This is a genomic window from Blastococcus sp. TF02A-26 (genome assembly GCF_003319125.1).
In the GTDB taxonomy this organism is placed as follows: domain Bacteria; phylum Actinomycetota; class Actinomycetes; order Mycobacteriales; family Geodermatophilaceae; genus Trujillonella.
This window is the reverse complement of sequence record NZ_QOHG01000005.1, coordinates 1-15,391: the sequence shown is the minus strand read 5'-3', so window position 1 is coordinate 15,391 and position 15,391 is coordinate 1. Positions and strand designations below refer to the sequence as shown.

Annotated in this window: 11 protein-coding genes, 1 tRNA gene, 1 other RNA gene and 1 pseudogene; 11 read left to right on the top strand and 3 right to left on the bottom strand. The window is 74.1% G+C overall.

The features are described from left to right. The first annotated feature begins 13 nt into the window (after positions 1-13). Both DQ240_RS06870 and DQ240_RS06865 read left to right on the top strand, forming a co-directional pair. The gene (locus DQ240_RS06870) at positions 14-2,002 is read left to right on the top strand and encodes a hypothetical protein (RefSeq protein WP_113838895.1); all 1,989 of its coding nucleotides are present in this window, start codon (positions 14-16) and stop codon (positions 2,000-2,002) included. A 36-nt stretch (positions 2,003-2,038) separates the two neighbouring features. Then, positions 2,039-2,123: transfer RNA gene (locus DQ240_RS06865), tRNA-Ser, on the top strand. A 46-nt stretch (positions 2,124-2,169) separates the two neighbouring features. On the opposite strand, the gene DQ240_RS06860 is transcribed toward DQ240_RS06865, so the two are convergent. After that, positions 2,170-3,096 carry a DMT family transporter gene (locus DQ240_RS06860; RefSeq protein WP_113838894.1) on the bottom strand — a complete coding sequence of 309 codons (927 nt, stop codon included), beginning with the start codon at positions 3,094-3,096 and terminating at the stop codon, positions 2,170-2,172. 207 nt (positions 3,097-3,303) lie between these two features. Here DQ240_RS06860 and ffs point away from each other — a divergent pair. The 8 genes from ffs (at position 3,304) to DQ240_RS06820 (ending at position 12,628) form a co-directional block, all read left to right on the top strand. Beyond that, positions 3,304-3,399: signal recognition particle sRNA small type (ffs, locus tag DQ240_RS06855), an RNA gene on the top strand. A gap of 133 nt (positions 3,400-3,532) precedes the next feature. Continuing rightward, positions 3,533-5,806 carry a DNA polymerase III subunit gamma and tau gene (locus DQ240_RS06850; RefSeq protein ID WP_113838893.1) on the top strand — a complete coding sequence of 758 codons (2,274 nt, stop codon included), beginning with the start codon at positions 3,533-3,535 and terminating at the stop codon, positions 5,804-5,806. A 70-nt stretch (positions 5,807-5,876) separates the two neighbouring features. After that, positions 5,877-6,212: a YbaB/EbfC family nucleoid-associated protein gene (locus DQ240_RS06845; RefSeq protein WP_113838892.1), complete on the top strand. Its 336-nt coding sequence runs from the start codon at positions 5,877-5,879 to the stop codon at positions 6,210-6,212. Positions 6,213-6,243: 31 nt separating this feature from the next. After that, a complete protein-coding gene (gene recR / locus DQ240_RS06840) occupies positions 6,244-6,843 on the top strand; it encodes a recombination mediator RecR (RefSeq protein WP_113838891.1) in 600 nt (199 codons plus the stop codon). Positions 6,844-7,037: 194 nt separating this feature from the next. Continuing rightward, complete coding sequence (locus DQ240_RS06835) at positions 7,038-8,684, top strand: ABC transporter substrate-binding protein (protein WP_113838890.1); 1,647 nt, start codon at positions 7,038-7,040, stop codon at positions 8,682-8,684. Between the two features lie 106 nt (positions 8,685-8,790). After that, positions 8,791-9,897 carry an ABC transporter permease gene (locus DQ240_RS06830; RefSeq protein ID WP_113838889.1) on the top strand — a complete coding sequence of 369 codons (1,107 nt, stop codon included), beginning with the start codon at positions 8,791-8,793 and terminating at the stop codon, positions 9,895-9,897. Then, on the top strand, positions 9,897-10,925 hold the full coding sequence (locus DQ240_RS06825; protein WP_113838888.1) for an ABC transporter permease: 1,029 nt from the start codon (positions 9,897-9,899) through the stop codon (positions 10,923-10,925). Before DQ240_RS06830 ends, DQ240_RS06825 begins: the two co-directional genes overlap by 1 nt. Then, positions 10,922-12,628, top strand: a complete 1,707-nt coding sequence (locus tag DQ240_RS06820) for an ABC transporter ATP-binding protein (RefSeq protein WP_113838887.1) — start codon at positions 10,922-10,924, stop codon at positions 12,626-12,628. The genes DQ240_RS06825 and DQ240_RS06820 overlap by 4 nt, the downstream gene beginning before the upstream one ends. 79 nt (positions 12,629-12,707) lie before the next feature. On the opposite strand, the gene DQ240_RS06815 is transcribed toward DQ240_RS06820, so the two are convergent. Next, on the bottom strand, positions 12,708-13,067 hold the full coding sequence (locus tag DQ240_RS06815; protein ID WP_113838886.1) for a Rieske 2Fe-2S domain-containing protein: 360 nt from the start codon (positions 13,065-13,067) through the stop codon (positions 12,708-12,710). Positions 13,068-13,161: 94 nt separating this feature from the next. Here DQ240_RS06815 and DQ240_RS06810 point away from each other — a divergent pair, with 94 nt between their 5' ends. Beyond that, complete coding sequence (locus DQ240_RS06810; RefSeq protein WP_233498563.1) at positions 13,162-15,171, top strand: TPM domain-containing protein; 2,010 nt, start codon at positions 13,162-13,164, stop codon at positions 15,169-15,171. Here DQ240_RS06810 and DQ240_RS06805 read toward each other — a convergent pair. Continuing rightward, positions 15,168-15,391: pseudogene (locus tag DQ240_RS06805) on the bottom strand (integrase core domain-containing protein); the annotation flags it as partial. The gene DQ240_RS06810 and the pseudogene DQ240_RS06805 sit on opposite strands and share 4 nt — an antisense overlap.

The window sequence follows — 15,391 nt, the reverse complement described above, 5'->3', positions numbered from 1 at the left end:
CGAGGAGCCTCCCATGCCCGAGATCACGACCGCCACGTCGCGGCCCGCCCGCCCGGGCAAGGCGGTCAGCCGCCGCAGCCGCATGAGCAGTGCCCCCGCGCCGCTGCCGCCGGGTGCCCGCCGTCCCCGGCCGACGATGCGGCCCACGCTGGGCCAGCGGCTGCGCTACCGGTTCGACAACGCGCTGGCCCGGGGCCCGGCGGTCGTCATTGGCTGGCTGGCGCTGGTGACGCTGGCGATCTTCGTGCTGGCCGGACTGGCGTTCTGGGCCTTCCGGCTGGACGGCGTCAACGGCGAGGGTCCGGTGTCCAACCCGGCCGAGGGCATCTGGCAGGCGATGCTGCGGGTGGTCGACGCCGGCACCTTCGCCGGCGACTCCAGCTGGCCGATGCGGCTGCTGTCCTTCGTCGTCACGCTGGCCGGCATCTTCATCGCCGGCAGCCTCATCGGCCTGATCGCCAACGCCGTCGACCAGCGGATCGAGGGGCTGCGCAAGGGCCGCAGCGACGTGCTGGAGAGCGGGCACACCGTGGTGCTGGGCTGGTCGCCGCGCATCGCCGCGATCATCTCCGAGCTGGTGGTCGCCAACGCCAGCGAGAGGGACGCCGCCGTCGTCGTCCTCGGCGCGGAGGACAAGACCGTCATGGAGGACGCGCTGGCCGCCGCCGTCCCCGAGACCGGCAGCACCCGGGTGGTCTGCCGCTCCGGGTCCCCGGCGAAGGCCGCCGACCTGCGGATGGTGAACCTGCTCGGCGCCCGCTCGGTGGTCGTCATGGGCGCCGGCGCGGGGGACGCCGACGCGATCAAGGCCGTCCTCGCCATCAAGACGCTCGACCCGGACTTCAGCGGGCCGCGCGTGGTGGCCGAGATCTCCGACCCGCTGTACGCCGCGAGCCTGCAGACGCTCACCGACGGCCGCGTCGTCACCGTCAACTCCGACCACGTGATCGCCGAGATCACCGCCCAGTCCTGCCGGCAGAGCGGCCTGTCCCAGGTGCTGCGCGACCTGCTCGACTTCGACGGGGACGAGATCTACTTCGGCTCCTTCCCGGAGCTGACCGGTCGCACCTACGCCGAGGTGCTGACGGCGTTCGAGCGCTGCGCGGTGCTCGGCATCGCCCGCGCCGACGGCACCCTGCTGGTCAACCCGCCGGGCACCACGGTGCTGGCCCAGGGCGACGAGGTGCTCGCGGTCGCCGAGGACGACTCGACGTTCCTCAGCACCGGCGTCGTCCCGCACGCGCTGCCCGTGCCGGCGATCGCCGCCGACGAACCGCCCGCGCCGCAGCGGCTGCTCGTCGTCGGCTGGAGCGTGCTCGGGCCCAAGGTCGTGCGCGAGATCGACCAGTTCGCCCGGGCCGGCACGGTGATGGAGGTCGTGGTCGACCCGGCGCTGGTCGACCCGCTCGACGTCCGCGTGCCCGGCCTGGAGAACACCGAACTGGTCGTGCACACGACCAGCGCGGGGCCCGACGAGCTGGCCGATCTCGTGGCCGCGGAGCGCTACGACCAGGGCATCGTGCTCAGCTACCGGGACGCCGGGGACGCCGCCGACAGCGACGCCCGCACGCTGCTCACCCTGCTGGCGCTGCGCCGCGCCTGGCCGGCCGGTCGCGAGGGCGGCGTCCGGATCGTCGCCGAGGTGCTCGACCGCGACGACGTCGAGCTGGCCCAGGCCGGCGGGGTCGACGACTGGATCGTCAGCGACGAGGTGACCAGCCTCATGCTCGCCCAGCTGTCGGAGCGCACCGAGCTCGCGCAGGTCTTCCTCGAGCTGTTCTCCCCCGAGGGGGCGCGGCTGTCCTTCCGCCCGGCGCTGCGCTACGCCGGGCACGAGCCGGTGCCCTACGGCGCCCTGGTCGCCGCCGGGGCGGCCCGCGACGAGTCGGTGCTCGGCTACCGGGACGCCGCCAGCGGCACGGTGCACCTCAACCCGGCGAAGAGCGCGGTGCTCGCGCTCGGTCCGGCCGACCAGGTGCTGGTGGTGGAGAGCCGCGGCTGACCGTCGCGGTGGCGCCCGGTAGTCTGGGCCCGCACGGGAGGATTCGCCTAGTGGCCTATGGCGCTCGCTTGGAAAGCGGGTTGGGGGCAACCCCTCGGGAGTTCGAATCTCCCATCCTCCGCACGTGAGAGCAGGGCCCCCGGCGAGCGCCGGGGGCCCTGCTGCGTTCAGAGCCCGCCCTCGACCTCCGGCGCGCGGCCGAGCTCGCGCAGGTAGAGGCCCGCGACGGCGGCGAGCAGCAGCAGCCCGCCGGCGACCGCGGCGGGCGCGAGCCGCTCGTCGAGGAACGCCGTCGCCAGCACGGTGGCCGTGAGCGGCTCGAGCAGCGTCACGATCGACGCCACCGGGCCGGGCACCGTGCGCACGCCGGTGAAGAACAGCCCGTAGGCGAGCGCGCTCGGCACGAGCCCCAGGTAGAGCAGCACCGCCAGCGCCGTCGGGTCGGTGGGCACCGAGAGGCCGGCGGCGAGCACGGCCGGGGTGAGCAGCAGCGCACCGCCGCCGAACCCGACCAGCGTGACCGGCACCCCGGCCGGGACGCCGCCACCGGCCAGCGTGACGACGGCGTACCCGAGGGCCGAGCCCGAGGCGAGCAGCGTGCCGAGCAGCACCGCCGTCCCGCCGTCACCGGCGGACACCCCGACCAACAGCGTGAGACCGGCGAGGGCGACGACGAGCGCGGTCAGCGTGGCGGCGCTGGGCCGGCCGTGCCCGAGCAGCGCCGCACCGAGGGCGATGAGCAGCGGGGCCAGGCCGAGCGCGACCAGCGTCGCGATGCTGACCCCGGCACGGTCGACCGCGCTGAAGTAGGCCAGCTGGTAGCCGGCCAGCCCGGCGCCGACGAGCAGCAGACGGGCGGCCACCGGGCGGCCGACGACCACCCGGCCGGTCCGCCGCCGGGAGGTGACCCCCCAGGCGGCCAGCAGCACGACGGCCCCGATGGCCAGCCGGTACCAGGCGATGTCGAGGGCGGAGAGGTCGCTGCGGTCGGCGACGACCTGGCCGCTGAGGCCCGAGGTGCCCCAGCACAGCGCGGCGAGGACGACGAAGAGGAAACCGCGACGCGACGTCGCGGCGAGGGTGGGGGTGGACATGACGCTCCTGAGCGGATCCGGATCGACGGGACGGCGGTCCGGAGCGCGGGGCGGTGCACCCGCGGGCGTGGCCCGGCGGGTGTCAGGGGCGCGCGGCGCTCCGGGTCAGGAGCGCGGCGGGGGCAGCGCGAGGGCGCGCCGGGGCGTCATGCCGCGAGCCTAGGGGACGGCGTCGCCGGAGCCCGGCCGCTCTCCACTACAGTGGTCCACGACCCCTCGCGTGGCGTCACCCTGTGAACCTCCCCAGGGCCGGAAGGCAGCAAGGATAAGCGGGCTCTGGCGGGTGCGCGGGGGGTCCCTTTCGTCCTCCGGCGGCCCTCCTCGCCGAGATCGGCGATGTCGGCGGGATCAGCCGCTGATGGTGACGAGATCGCCGATCTGGACGGCGCGGGCGCAGCCGTCCTGAGCCGTCACCCCCGGCACGTAACCTGCCTCCGTGGCTCTGGCGCTCTACCGGAAGTACCGCCCGGCGACCTTCGCCGAGGTGGTCGGGCAGGAGCACGTCACCGCGCCGCTGGTGAACGCGATCGACGGCGGCCGGATCAACCACGCCTACCTGTTCAGCGGCCCGCGCGGCTGCGGCAAGACGTCGTCGGCGCGCATCCTCGCCCGCTCGCTCAACTGCGAGCAGGGCCCCACGTCCACCCCGTGCGGGGTTTGCGGCTCCTGCGTCGCGCTGGCGCCCGACGGCCCGGGCTCGCTGGACGTCATCGAGATCGACGCGGCCAGCCACGGCGGTGTGGACGACGCCCGTGACCTGCGCGAACGGGCCTTCTTCGCCCCCGTCAGCAGCCGCTACAAGGTCTACATCGTCGACGAGGCGCACATGGTCACCACGCAGGGCTTCAACGCCCTGCTCAAGGTGGTCGAGGAGCCGCCGGAGTTCCTCGTCTTCGTCTTCGCCACCACCGAGCCGGACAAGGTGCTCCCCACCATCCGCTCGCGCACCCACCACTACCCGTTCCGGCTGGTGCCGCCGTCCACCCTGCGCGGCCTGCTGGAGAAGACGTGCGCGGCCGAGGGCGTCACGGTCGAGCCGACCGTCTTCCCGCTCGTCGTCCGGGCCGGCGGCGGCTCGGTGCGCGACTCGCTGTCGATCCTCGACCAGCTGCTGGCCGGTGCCGGGCCGGAGGGCGTCACCTACGCGTCGGCCGTGGGGCTGCTCGGCGTCACCGACGACGCGCTGCTCGACGAGACCATCGACGCGCTGGCCGCCTCCGACGCGCCGGGGGTCTTCCGGGCGGTCGACCGCGTGGTCGAGGCCGGGCACGACCCGCGCCGGTTCGCCACCGACCTGCTCGACCGGCTGCGCGACCTGATCGTGCTGGACGCCGTTCCCGACGCCGGCGGCAACGGGCTGCTCGACTGCCCGCCCGACCGGCTGGACCTCATGAGCTCCCAGGCGCGGGCGCTGGGGTCGGCGACCCTCTCCCGGATGGCCGACACGGTCCACGCAGGCCTCACCGAGATGCGCGGGACGACGGCGCCGCGACTGCTCCTCGAGCTCGTGTGCGCGCGCATGCTGCTGCCCGGCACGGACGACGCCGCGACCGCCACCCTCCAGCGCCTGGAGCGGCTCGAGCGCCGGATGTCGATCGCGGGGGAGCACGCCGGCCGGCCGATGGACGGCGCCGCGGCACCGGCGCCGGTCCGCGAGGCGCCGGTCCGCGAGGCGCCGACGCGCCCGGCCGCCGAGGAGCCGGCCCGGGAACAGCCCTCCGCGCCACGGCGGGAGTACGTCCGGCCGTCCCGGGCGACCGCCGGCCCGGCCGCAGCCGCGCCCCAGGCACCCACTCCGCCCGCCGCGCCTCCGGCACCCACCCCGTCGCCGGCGGCCGCGGAGCCGGCGGCCGAGGAGCGCGCAGCTCCGGCCGCCATGGCTCCGTCAGCCCCCGCGGCGGCGGACGACGACTGGCCGGAGACGACCAAGCCGGGGTCCGGCGCCCCGGCCGCGAAGCCCGCGGCCGCGAAGCCCGCCCCGCCGGCACCCGCGCGGGAGACCCCGAAGCCGCGGGTGTCCACCGACGAGCCCGACATCCCGCTGCCGCCGGAGCCCACCGACGACGAGGACTGGCCGCACCCGGCCGAGCCCGCCGCCGCCCGCGCCGCGGCCGCACGGGTCGGCGCTCCCCGGGAGAGCGCCGCACCCCGGGCCGCGGCGGAGTCCGCGCCGGCGCCTCGCGGCGGGGAGCCGACCCCCGTGGTCTCGGCCAACCCCGAGCCGGCCGCCGAGGCGCCGGGCGGCGACCTGACCACCGCCGACGTCCGGCGGGTGTGGCCGGAGCTGCTGGCCGTGGTCCGCAAGCACAAGCGCACCACCGAGGCCCTGCTGAAGTCCGCGCAGGTGCACGACCTGACCGGCGGCACGCTGCACCTGGCGATGACCTCGCCGGCCCTGGCCAAGATGCTCGGCGACGAGCTGAACCAGGAGATCGTCCGCACCGCGCTGCAGGAGCTGCTCGGTGTGCGCTGGAAGGTGCAGGCGGTCGTCGAGGGTGCCGGCCGGTCACCGGGCGGCGCGCCGGGGCCGGACCGCGAGGCCGCCCGCGAGGCGCAGCGGGCCGCCGACGCCGCCGAGGCCCGGGAGCTCATGGCGGAGCGGGCCGCCGAGGCGACCAGCGACCGGCCGCCCGAGCCCGTCGTCGACCCCGAGCAGGCGGCGCTGTCGCTGCTGCGCGCCCAGCTCGGCGCCCGCCCCATCGACGAATAGCGGGTCGCCGCGCCAGGCGTCGGCTGCTCCGCGCGCCGCGGGTCCCTGACGTCGGGCCTACGCTCGGGGCATGTTCCCCGGAGGCGCCCCCGACCTGCAGCAGCTCATGCAGCAGGCCCAGCAGATGCAGCAGCAGGTGATGGCCGCCCGGGCGGAGCTGACCAGCGAGGAGGTCACCGGTTCCGCCGGTGGCGGCCTGGTCACCGCCACGATGACCGGCGGCGGCGAGCTGACCGCGGTCACGATCTCCCCGGCCGCCGTCGACCCCGACGACATCGAGACCCTGCAGGACCTCGTGGTCGCCGCCGTCCGCGACGCCGGTCGCCTCGCCAACGAGCTGGCCGCCGACCGGATGGGTCCGCTCATGGGCGGCCTCGGCGGCGGGCTCGGGCTGCCCGGCGCCTGAGCGCCGGACGCACCAGGGGGAGAGGCACACCGTGTACGAGGGCGCCGTCCAGGACCTCATCGACGAGCTCGGCCGGCTGCCCGGCGTCGGGCCGAAGAGCGCGCAGCGCATCGCCTTCCACCTGCTGGCGGCGGAGTCCGCCGACGTCGGCCGGCTGGTCGCCGCGCTGCAGCGGGTGCAGGCCGAGGTGCGGTTCTGCGTGACCTGCTTCAACGTCGCCGAGGCCGAGCAGTGCCGCATCTGCCGGGACCCGCGGCGCAGCGAGGACGTCATCTGCGTCGTCGAGGAGCCCAAGGACGTCGTCGCGATCGAACGCACCCGGGAGTTCCGCGGCAAGTACCACGTGCTCGGGGGCGCGATCAGCCCGATCGAGGGCGTCGGGCCCGACGACCTGCGGGTCAAGGAGCTGATGACCCGGCTGATGAACGGCCAGGTCACCGAGCTGATCATCGCCACCGACCCCAACCTCGAGGGCGAGGCGACGGCGGCCTACCTGGCCCGGCTGGTCGCCCCGATGGGCCTGGCCGTGTCCCGGCTGGCCAGCGGCCTGCCGGTGGGCGGGGACCTCGAGTACGCCGACGAGGTCACGCTCGGCCGGGCGTTCGAGGGCCGCCGCCGCATCGACGCCTGACGAAGGACCCCCTCGCCCCCCACCACTCGCGGGCTCGCGGCAGGCCCCCGACGAGGGGGCCATCACGGTCGGGTACCGATCGGGGGATCGTTTCCCAGGCACTGGGACGGGTGTTCTACTCATGGGTAGCTAACCATTTGCGTGGCGTGCAGCCGTCGTTCGACGGGCCGTCACAACCGAGAACGAGGTAGTGGATGACCCCCCTGGGTTCCGGTGGCCGGCGCGTGCGCGTGGCCACGGCAGGTATCGCCGCGACGGCGCTGGCGCTCACCGCCTGCGGCGGCGGCGATGACGACGGCGGTTCCGGTGGCGGCTCCGGGAGCGGCGACGCGCTGATCATCGGCACGACCGACAAGATCACGACGATCGACCCGGCCGGTTCGTACGACAACGGCTCGTTCGCCGTGATGAACCAGGTGTTCCCCTTCCTGCTGAACACCCCGCTGGGCAGCCCCGAGGTGGAGCCCGACATCGCCGAGTCGGCCGAGTTCACCTCGCCCACGCAGTACACCGTGACCCTGAAGTCCGGTCTGACCTTCGCCAACGGCCACGAGCTCACCTCGTCGGACGTCAAGTTCTCCTTCGACCGCCAGGTCGCCATCGCCGACGAGAACGGCCCGTCGTCGCTGCTGGCCAACCTGGACAGCGTCGAGGCGCCGGACGACACCACCGTCGTCTTCAACCTGGTGAACCCCGACGACCAGACCTTCCCGCAGGTCCTGTCGAGCCCGGTCGGGCCGATCGTCGACGAGGAGGTCTTCTCCGCCGACGAGCTGACCCCCGACGACGAGATCGTGGAGGGCAACGCCTTCGCCGGTCCGTACGTCATCACCAGCTACGAGATCAACGACCTGATCGCCTACGAGGCCAACCCCGACTACCAGGGTCTGCTCGGCGCTCCGAAGACGGACACGATCAACGTCCGCTACTACGCCGAGTCCTCGAACCTGAAGCTGGACGTCGAGGAGGGCGCGGTCGACGTCGCCTACCGCAGCCTCTCCGCGACCGACGTCGAGGACCTGCGCGGCAACGACGACGTCGAGGTCGTGGACGGTCCCGGCGGCGAGATCCGCTACATCGTCTTCAACTTCAACACCCAGCCCTACGGCGCGACGACCGCGGAGGCCGACCCGGCCAAGGCGCTCGCCGTCCGCCAGGCGATGGCCGACCTGATCGACCGCCAGGAGATCGCCGACCAGGTCTACAAGGGCACCTACTCGCCGCTGTACTCCTACGTGGCCGACGGCCTGACCGGCGCGACCCAGTCGCTGGAGGGGCTCTACGGCGACGGCCAGGGTGGCCCGGACGCCGACCGCGCGGCCGAGCGCCTGCAGGCCGCCGGCGTGCAGACCCCGGTGCAGCTGTCGCTGCAGTACTCCAACGACCACTACGGCCCGTCCTCGGGTGACGAGTACGCGCTGATCAAGGACCAGCTGGAGTCGACCGGGCTGTTCACGGTGGACCTGCAGACCACGGAGTGGACGCAGTACTCCGAGCAGCGGACCGAGGACGTCTACCCGGCCTACCAGCTGGGCTGGTTCCCGGACTACTCCGACGCCGACAACTACCTGACGCCGTTCTTCCTCACGGAGAACTTCCTCGGCAACCACTACGAGAACCAGCAGGTCAACGACCTGATCCTGCAGCAGCTCGCGACTCCGGACGAGGCCGCCCGCACCGCCCTGATCGAGCAGATCCAGGACCTGGTGGCCGCGGACCTGTCCACGCTGCCCTACCTGCAGGGTGCGCAGATCGCCGTCGTCCGCACGGGCGTGAGCGGCGCCGGGGACACCCTCGACGCGTCGTTCAAGTTCCGCTACGGGGCCCTCGAGCGGGCCTGACGGCAGCACAGCGGTACCCGGCCCCGGGTGATCCCCTCACGGTGATCACCCGGGGCCTCCCCATGTGCGGCGCCTCGCAGCCGCCGCAGGAGCACGAGCAGGAGACATGACCACCACGAGCACCGAGCTGACCGGGGAGCCGGCCGCCGTCCCCGAGGCCGCTCCACCGACACGTCGGCGCCGCGGCGGCGGCGGGCTGGGCAGCTACATCGCGGTCCGGTTCCTGCTGATCTTCCCGACCATCTTCATCCTGGTGACGTCGGTCTTCTTCCTGATGCGCACGACCGGTGACCCGATCACGGCGGCGCTGGGCGGCCGCCTGGGTCCCGAGGAGCTGGCGGAGCGGGTCGCCGCCGCCGGCTACGACCGGCCCCTGCTCACGCAGTACGTCGAGTACCTGGGTCAGCTGATCCGGCTCGACTTCGGCACCACGCTGTCGACGAACCAGCCGGTCACCGAGGTGCTCGCCGACTTCGGCACCGCCACCCTCGAGCTCGCCGTCTACGCGCTGGTCGTGGCCCTGCTGATCGGCATCCCGCTGGGGCGCTTCGCCGCCTACGCGCGCGACCGCTGGCCCGACGCCGTCCTCCGGGTCTTCGCGATCCTCTGCTACGCGACGCCCGTCTTCTTCGCGGGCATGATCCTGAAGCTGATCTTCACCAGCGGCCTGGGCTGGCTGCCGGCCAACGGCCGGGCCTCCACCCGCAGCGAGATCCTGATCCAGACCTCGGTCGACAACCCGACCGGCATCTACCTGATCGACGCGATCAAGACCGGCAACGGCGAGGTCGTCCGCGACGTCCTCGAGCACGCGGTCCTGCCCGCCGTCGCCCTCGGCCTGCTCACCGCGGGCGTGTTCCTCCGGCTGGTCCGCACGAACGTCATCGGCACGCTGGGCATGGGCTACGTCGAGGCGGCCCGCTCCCGCGGGGTGAGCGAGCGCCGGCTGCTGCGCAAGCACGCCTACCGGCCGGCGCTCATCCCGATCATCACGGTCATCGGCCTGCAGGTGGCGCTGCTGCTCGGCGGTGCGGTGCTCACCGAGACCACCTTCGAGTGGCGAGGGCTGGGCTTCCAGCTGTCGGAGTACCTCCAGGCCCGTGACTTCGTCGCCGTCCAGGGGCTGGTGGTCCTGCTGGCGGTCGTCGTCGCCGTCACCAACTTCGTCGTCGACGTGATCGCGGCGCTCATCGACCCCCGGGTGAGGTACTGATGTCCACCGCCACCACCCCGCCGACCGCTCGTCCGCGGCGCGGCCTGCCCGTCGTCCGCCAGCTCAAGCAGGCCGTCGGCCTGCAGCGCGGCATGCTCGTCGCCGGCCTCGTCCTCACCGGGGTCTTCCTGCTGACGGCGGCGCTGGCCGACCTCCTGGCGCCCTACGGCTACAACCAGCTGCGCGACGCCGACGGGCCGTTCGGCGCCCAGCAGTCGCCGTCGGGCGAGCACTGGCTCGGCACGACCGTCGGCGGCTACGACGTGCTCTCCCGGGTCATCTACGGCACCCGGACCGCCCTCGCCGTCATCGTCGTGGCGATCGTGCTGTCGATCTTCATCGGCGTGCTGCTCGGCCTCCTGTCCGGCTACTTCGGAGGCTGGCTGGACCGCGTCCTCGTGGTGATCGCCGACGCCGTCTACGCCTTCCCGACCCTGCTGCTGGCCATCGTGATGGCGATCGTCATCAGCGGCGGCCAGTCGGGCCTGTGGAGCGGGATCTTCGCCGCGGCCATCTCGATCACGGTCATCTACATCCCGCAGTACTTCCGGGTGATCCGCGCCGAAACGGTGCGGATCAAGGCCGAGGCCTACGTCGAGTCGGCCAAGGTCATCGGCGCGAGCCACTGGCGGATCATGACCCGGCACGTGCTGCGCAACGCCACCCGCACGCTGCCGCTGATCCTCACGCTCAACGCCTCCGAGGCGATCCTCACCCTCGCCGGCCTGGGCTTCCTCGGCTTCGGCATCGAGCCGACCTCCGGCGCCGAGTGGGGCTTCGACCTCAACCGCGCGCTGTCCGACGTGACCAGCGGCATCTGGTGGACGTCGATCTTCCCGGGCGTCGCGATCGTGTGGGTCGTGCTCGGCCTGACGCTGGTCGGCGAGAGCCTCAACGACCTGGCCGACCCGCGGCTGCGCAGCCGGCGGGCGGCCGACGCCGGCGAGACCGGTGAGGTCACGGTGGTGCCCGGTGGTCCGCTCGGCGCGGGCCCCGGTGGTCTGGCCGGTATCGAGGAGACGCGATGAGCTCGAGCACGCAGCCCGCCCCGGCCGGTCCCGTCGTCGACATCCGGGACCTCTCGGTCACCTTCGCCACCGACGCGGGCCGGGTCGTCGCCGTCCAGGACGTCTCGCTGCAGGTGGGTCCCGGCGAGGTCCTGGCCGTGGTGGGGGAGAGCGGCAGCGGCAAGACCGTGACCGCGCGCAGCATCCTCGGCCTGCTCCCGGAGACCGCCACCACGCGCGGCGCGGTGCTGCTCACGCGCAAGGACGGCAGCCGCAGCTCCGACGTCGTCACGCTCAAGCGGGCCGAGCTCGGGGACGTGCGCGGCCGCGACGCGGCCATGGTCTTCCAGGAGCCGTCGACCTCGCTGAACCCGGTCTACAAGGTCGGCTGGCAGATCATCGAGGGGCTGCGCGCGCACGGCGGCTACTCCCGCGCCGAGGCGCGCGAGAAGGCGATCGACGTGCTGCGCCGGGTCGGCATCCCCGAGCCGGAGAAGCGGATCGACCACTACCCGCACCAGTTCTCCGGCGGGCAGAAGCAGCGCATCGTCATCGCGCAGGCGCTCGTGCTCGACCCCGGCGTGATCATCGTCGACGAGCCGACCACCGCCCTCGACGTCACGGTGCAGGCCGAGATCCTCGACCTGCTGCGCCGCTGCCGCGACGAGTTCGGCACCGCGATCGTGCTGATCACCCACAACATGGGGGTCGTCGCCGACCTCGCAGACCGGGTGGCGGTCATGTACCAGGGCGCACTCGTCGAGCAGGCCGACGTCCGGACGCTGTTCGCGAACCCCCGCGAGGACTACACCAAGCAGCTGCTCGGCTCCGTGCCGCGGCTGGGCCAGGGCCTGGCCCGGACCCAGGAGCGGGCGGCCACCCGGCCGCCCGGCTGGGCGGAGTCGGCACCGGTGGTCGAGGCCCGGGACCTGCGGATCGTCTACCCCGGCCGGCTGCGCCAGCCCGACTTCACCGCCGTCGACGGCGTCAGCTTCGCCATCCGGCCCGGCGAGGTGCTCGGCCTGGTCGGCGAGAGCGGCAGCGGGAAGACGACGATCGGGCGGGCCATCGCCGGGCTGACCAAGGTCACCGGCGGGTCGCTCACGGTGCTCGGCACGGAGATGAACGGCGTCAAGGAGAAGCGCTTCCGCCCGGTGCGGGAGCGGATCGGGTTCGTCTTCCAGGACCCGGCGTCCAGCTTCAACCCGCTGCTGACCATCGCCGAGGCCGTGGCCGAGCCCCTGGTCGTGCACGGCCGGGCGTCGGACGCGCACGACGCGCGCGGCCGGATCGACGAGCTGCTCGAGGCGGTGCAGCTGCCGCGGTCGTTCGGCGACCGGTTCCCGCACGAGCTCTCCGGCGGGCAGCGGCAGCGGGCCAGCCTGGCCCGGGCCCTGGCACTGGGCCCGGAGCTGCTGATCGCCGACGAGCCCACCTCGGCGCTCGACGTCTCCGTGCAGGCGCGGGTGCTGGAGCTGTTCGACGAGCTGCAGCGGGAGCTCGGCTTCGCCTGCCTGTTCATCAGCCACGACCTCGCCGTCGTCGACCTGCTGGCCGACCGGATCGCCGTCCTCTACCGAGGGCAGCTGGTCGAGGAGGGCACCGGCGAGCAGGTGCTGGGCGCGCCGCAGCACCCCTACACGCAGCGGTTGCTCGCCTCGCTGCCCGTGCCGGACCCCGACGAGCAGGCCACCCGCCGCGCCGCCTGGCAGTCCCTGGCCTGAGTGCCCCGCCTCCCGACGCATGGGAAGCGATCCCCACGTACTCGCGCCCGATACGTGGGGATCGCTTCCCATGCCTGGTCTACTCGAGGACGACGTCGTCGCCGCGGCGCAGGGCGCGGCGGACCCGCAGCCGGAGGTACTTCGCGTAGCCGCGGACCAGCTGCGTGTAGCCCGGCGTCGGCCCCCGGTAGCCGAGGAAGCCCTTGGGCCCGCTGACCATCTCGCCGGTGCGGACGTCGTAGCGGCTCTGGTGCCACGGGCAGACCAGGCAGCCCTCGGCGTCGATCGTCCCCTGGGACATGTCGGCCAGCTGGTGGCGGCACCGGCGGGAGACGGCGAAGTAGGCGCCGCCGCGGTTGCCCACCGCCCAGTCGCCCACCCGGCGGACTGCGCCGGGCGGGAGGTCGGCGGCGGGGATGCGGTCGGGCTGGTCGGCCATGTCGTCTCCAACTCGGTCGTGTACATGCGGTCTCTCCCGGGCCCTACCCGCTCGCGGCCGTCCCAGACCGTGCGGCGTCGGTAGGGTCGTCGTCGTGGCTCTCCGCCGGTTGTCCGTCGTCCTCGCCGTGACCGGGGCGGTGGTCCTGACCGGGCCCGCCGCGCTGGCCGAGCCCCCCGTCGACGTCGTCGGGCAGGTGGACGACCGCGTCGACGTCCTCTCCGACGACGAGCAGTCCCAGGTGGAGGACGCCGTCGCCCAGCTGGAGACCGACGAGGGCATCGAGCTCCTGGTGGTCTTCGTCGACTCCTGGGACGGTCTGGGCCGGCGGGCCTGGACCGAGCAGACCGCGGCGCGGTCCGGGCTGGACGACAGCGACGTCCTCTTCGCCGTCGCCACCGTGGAGCGCGAGTACGCCCTGAGCGTCGGGCCGACCAGCGGCTTCTCGCTCGAGGAGGCCGAGCAGGTCGCGGCCCGCGAGGCCGAGGGGCCGTTCCGGGACGGTGACTGGGGAGGCGGTGTCGAGGCGTTCGCCGCCGGGCTGGCCGACGCGAAGGGGGGCGACGGCGGAGGTGGCCTGGGGACGCTCGCCGTCGTCGGGAGCCTGGCGGTCCTGGGCGGTGGCGCCTACCTCGTCATGCGCTCGCGCCGGCGCGAGGCGGCCGCGCCCGAGGTGAAGCGGCTGGAGCGGCCCGACCCGCACGCGGGAGTGCCCACCGAGCAGCTCCAGGCGCAGGCCAGCACGGCGCTGCTGGAGCTGGACGAGGCGATCAAGACCTCGCAGCTGGACCTGGACTTCGCCCGGCTGCAGTACGGGGAGGACGCCGTCACCGGGTTCGCCGAGGCGCTCGCGCAGTCCCGCCAGGAGCTGACCCGCGCGTTCACCCTCCGGCAGCAGCTCGACGACGAGATCCCGGAGGACGAGCCGACGACCCGGGCGATGCTCACCGAGATGCTGCAGCTGACCTCGGCCGCCGACGCCCGCCTCGACGAGCAGGCCGAGGCCTTCGACCAGCTGCGCGACCTCGAGAAGAACGCCCCGCAGGCGCTGGAGGCGCTCGGCCCGCGGATCACCGCCCTGCACGGCCGGCTGCCCGCCGACGCCCAGCGGATGGCCGAGCTGCAGCGCCGCTACGCGCCGGCCGCGATCGCGCCCGTCGCGGACAACCTGGAGCAGGCCCGGGCGCGCCTGGCCGCAGCCGAGAAGGAGGTCGCGGAGGCGCGGACGGCACTGGATGCAGGCGCGGCGGGGGCCGCGGTCGGCGACCTCCGGGCCGCCGAGGACGCCGTCGTGCAGACCGGCCAGCTGCTCGACGCCATCGGCCGGCTGGCCGCCGACCTCGAGTCGGCGGTGCAGCGCATCCCGGCCGCCCGCGCCGACACCGAGGAGGACCTCGCCGAGGCGCGGGCGCTGGTCGCGTCCGGTGACCGCAGCGGCCTGCAGCCGCAGATCGCGCGGGCCGAGGCGGGGCTCGCCGCCGCCGAGGAGGCCATGGCCACCACCGGCGGGGCGCTGCCGGACCCGTTCACCGCGCTGCGCCGGCTCGAGGAGGCCGACATCGCGCTGGAGCAGGCGCTCGGGGTGGCCCGCGACGCGCAGGCCCGTGCCCGCCGGGCGGCCGCGAGCCTGGACCAGACGCTGCTGAGCGCCCGGTCGACCATCGCCGCCGCGGGGGACTTCATCGCCACCCGCCGCGGCGCGGTCGGACCCGAGGCCCGGACCCGGCTGGCCGAGGCCGAGCGGCACCTGCAGGCGGCGACCGGTCTGGCGGCGACCGACCCGGTCGCCGCCCTGCAGGAGGCCCAGCAGGCCGACGCGCTCGCCTCCCAGGCGCTGCAGCGGGCGCAGTCCGACGTCTCGTCGTGGAACTCCGGCTACGGCGGGGGCGGCTACGGCGGCGGCTACGGGGGCGGTGGCTTCGCCGGACCCGGCTACGGGCGCGGTCCCGACCTGGGCAGCCTGGTCCTCGGCGGCATCCTCTTCGGGGGCGGCGCGGGCGGTGGGCGCCGGTACGGCGGTTCGTTCGGCGGCTCGGGTCGCCGGGGCGGCGGCGGGTTCAGCGGCGGTGGCGGCGGACGGCGCAGCGGCGGCGGCAGCTTCTAGGTGTACTGCCCGGAGACGTTGGTGCAGCGGGTGATGGGCGGGAGGTTGCGCAGGGCGGTGTGGGGCCGGTGGTGGTTGTACTGGTGCAGCCAGCGCCCGCCGCGCTTTCTCGGAGGTGTAGAGCCGTTTGTAGGCCCACTCCTCGAGCAGGGTGCGGTTGAGCCGTTCGACCTTGCCGTTGGTCTGGGGACGTCGGACGCGGGTGCGGGAGTGCTTGATG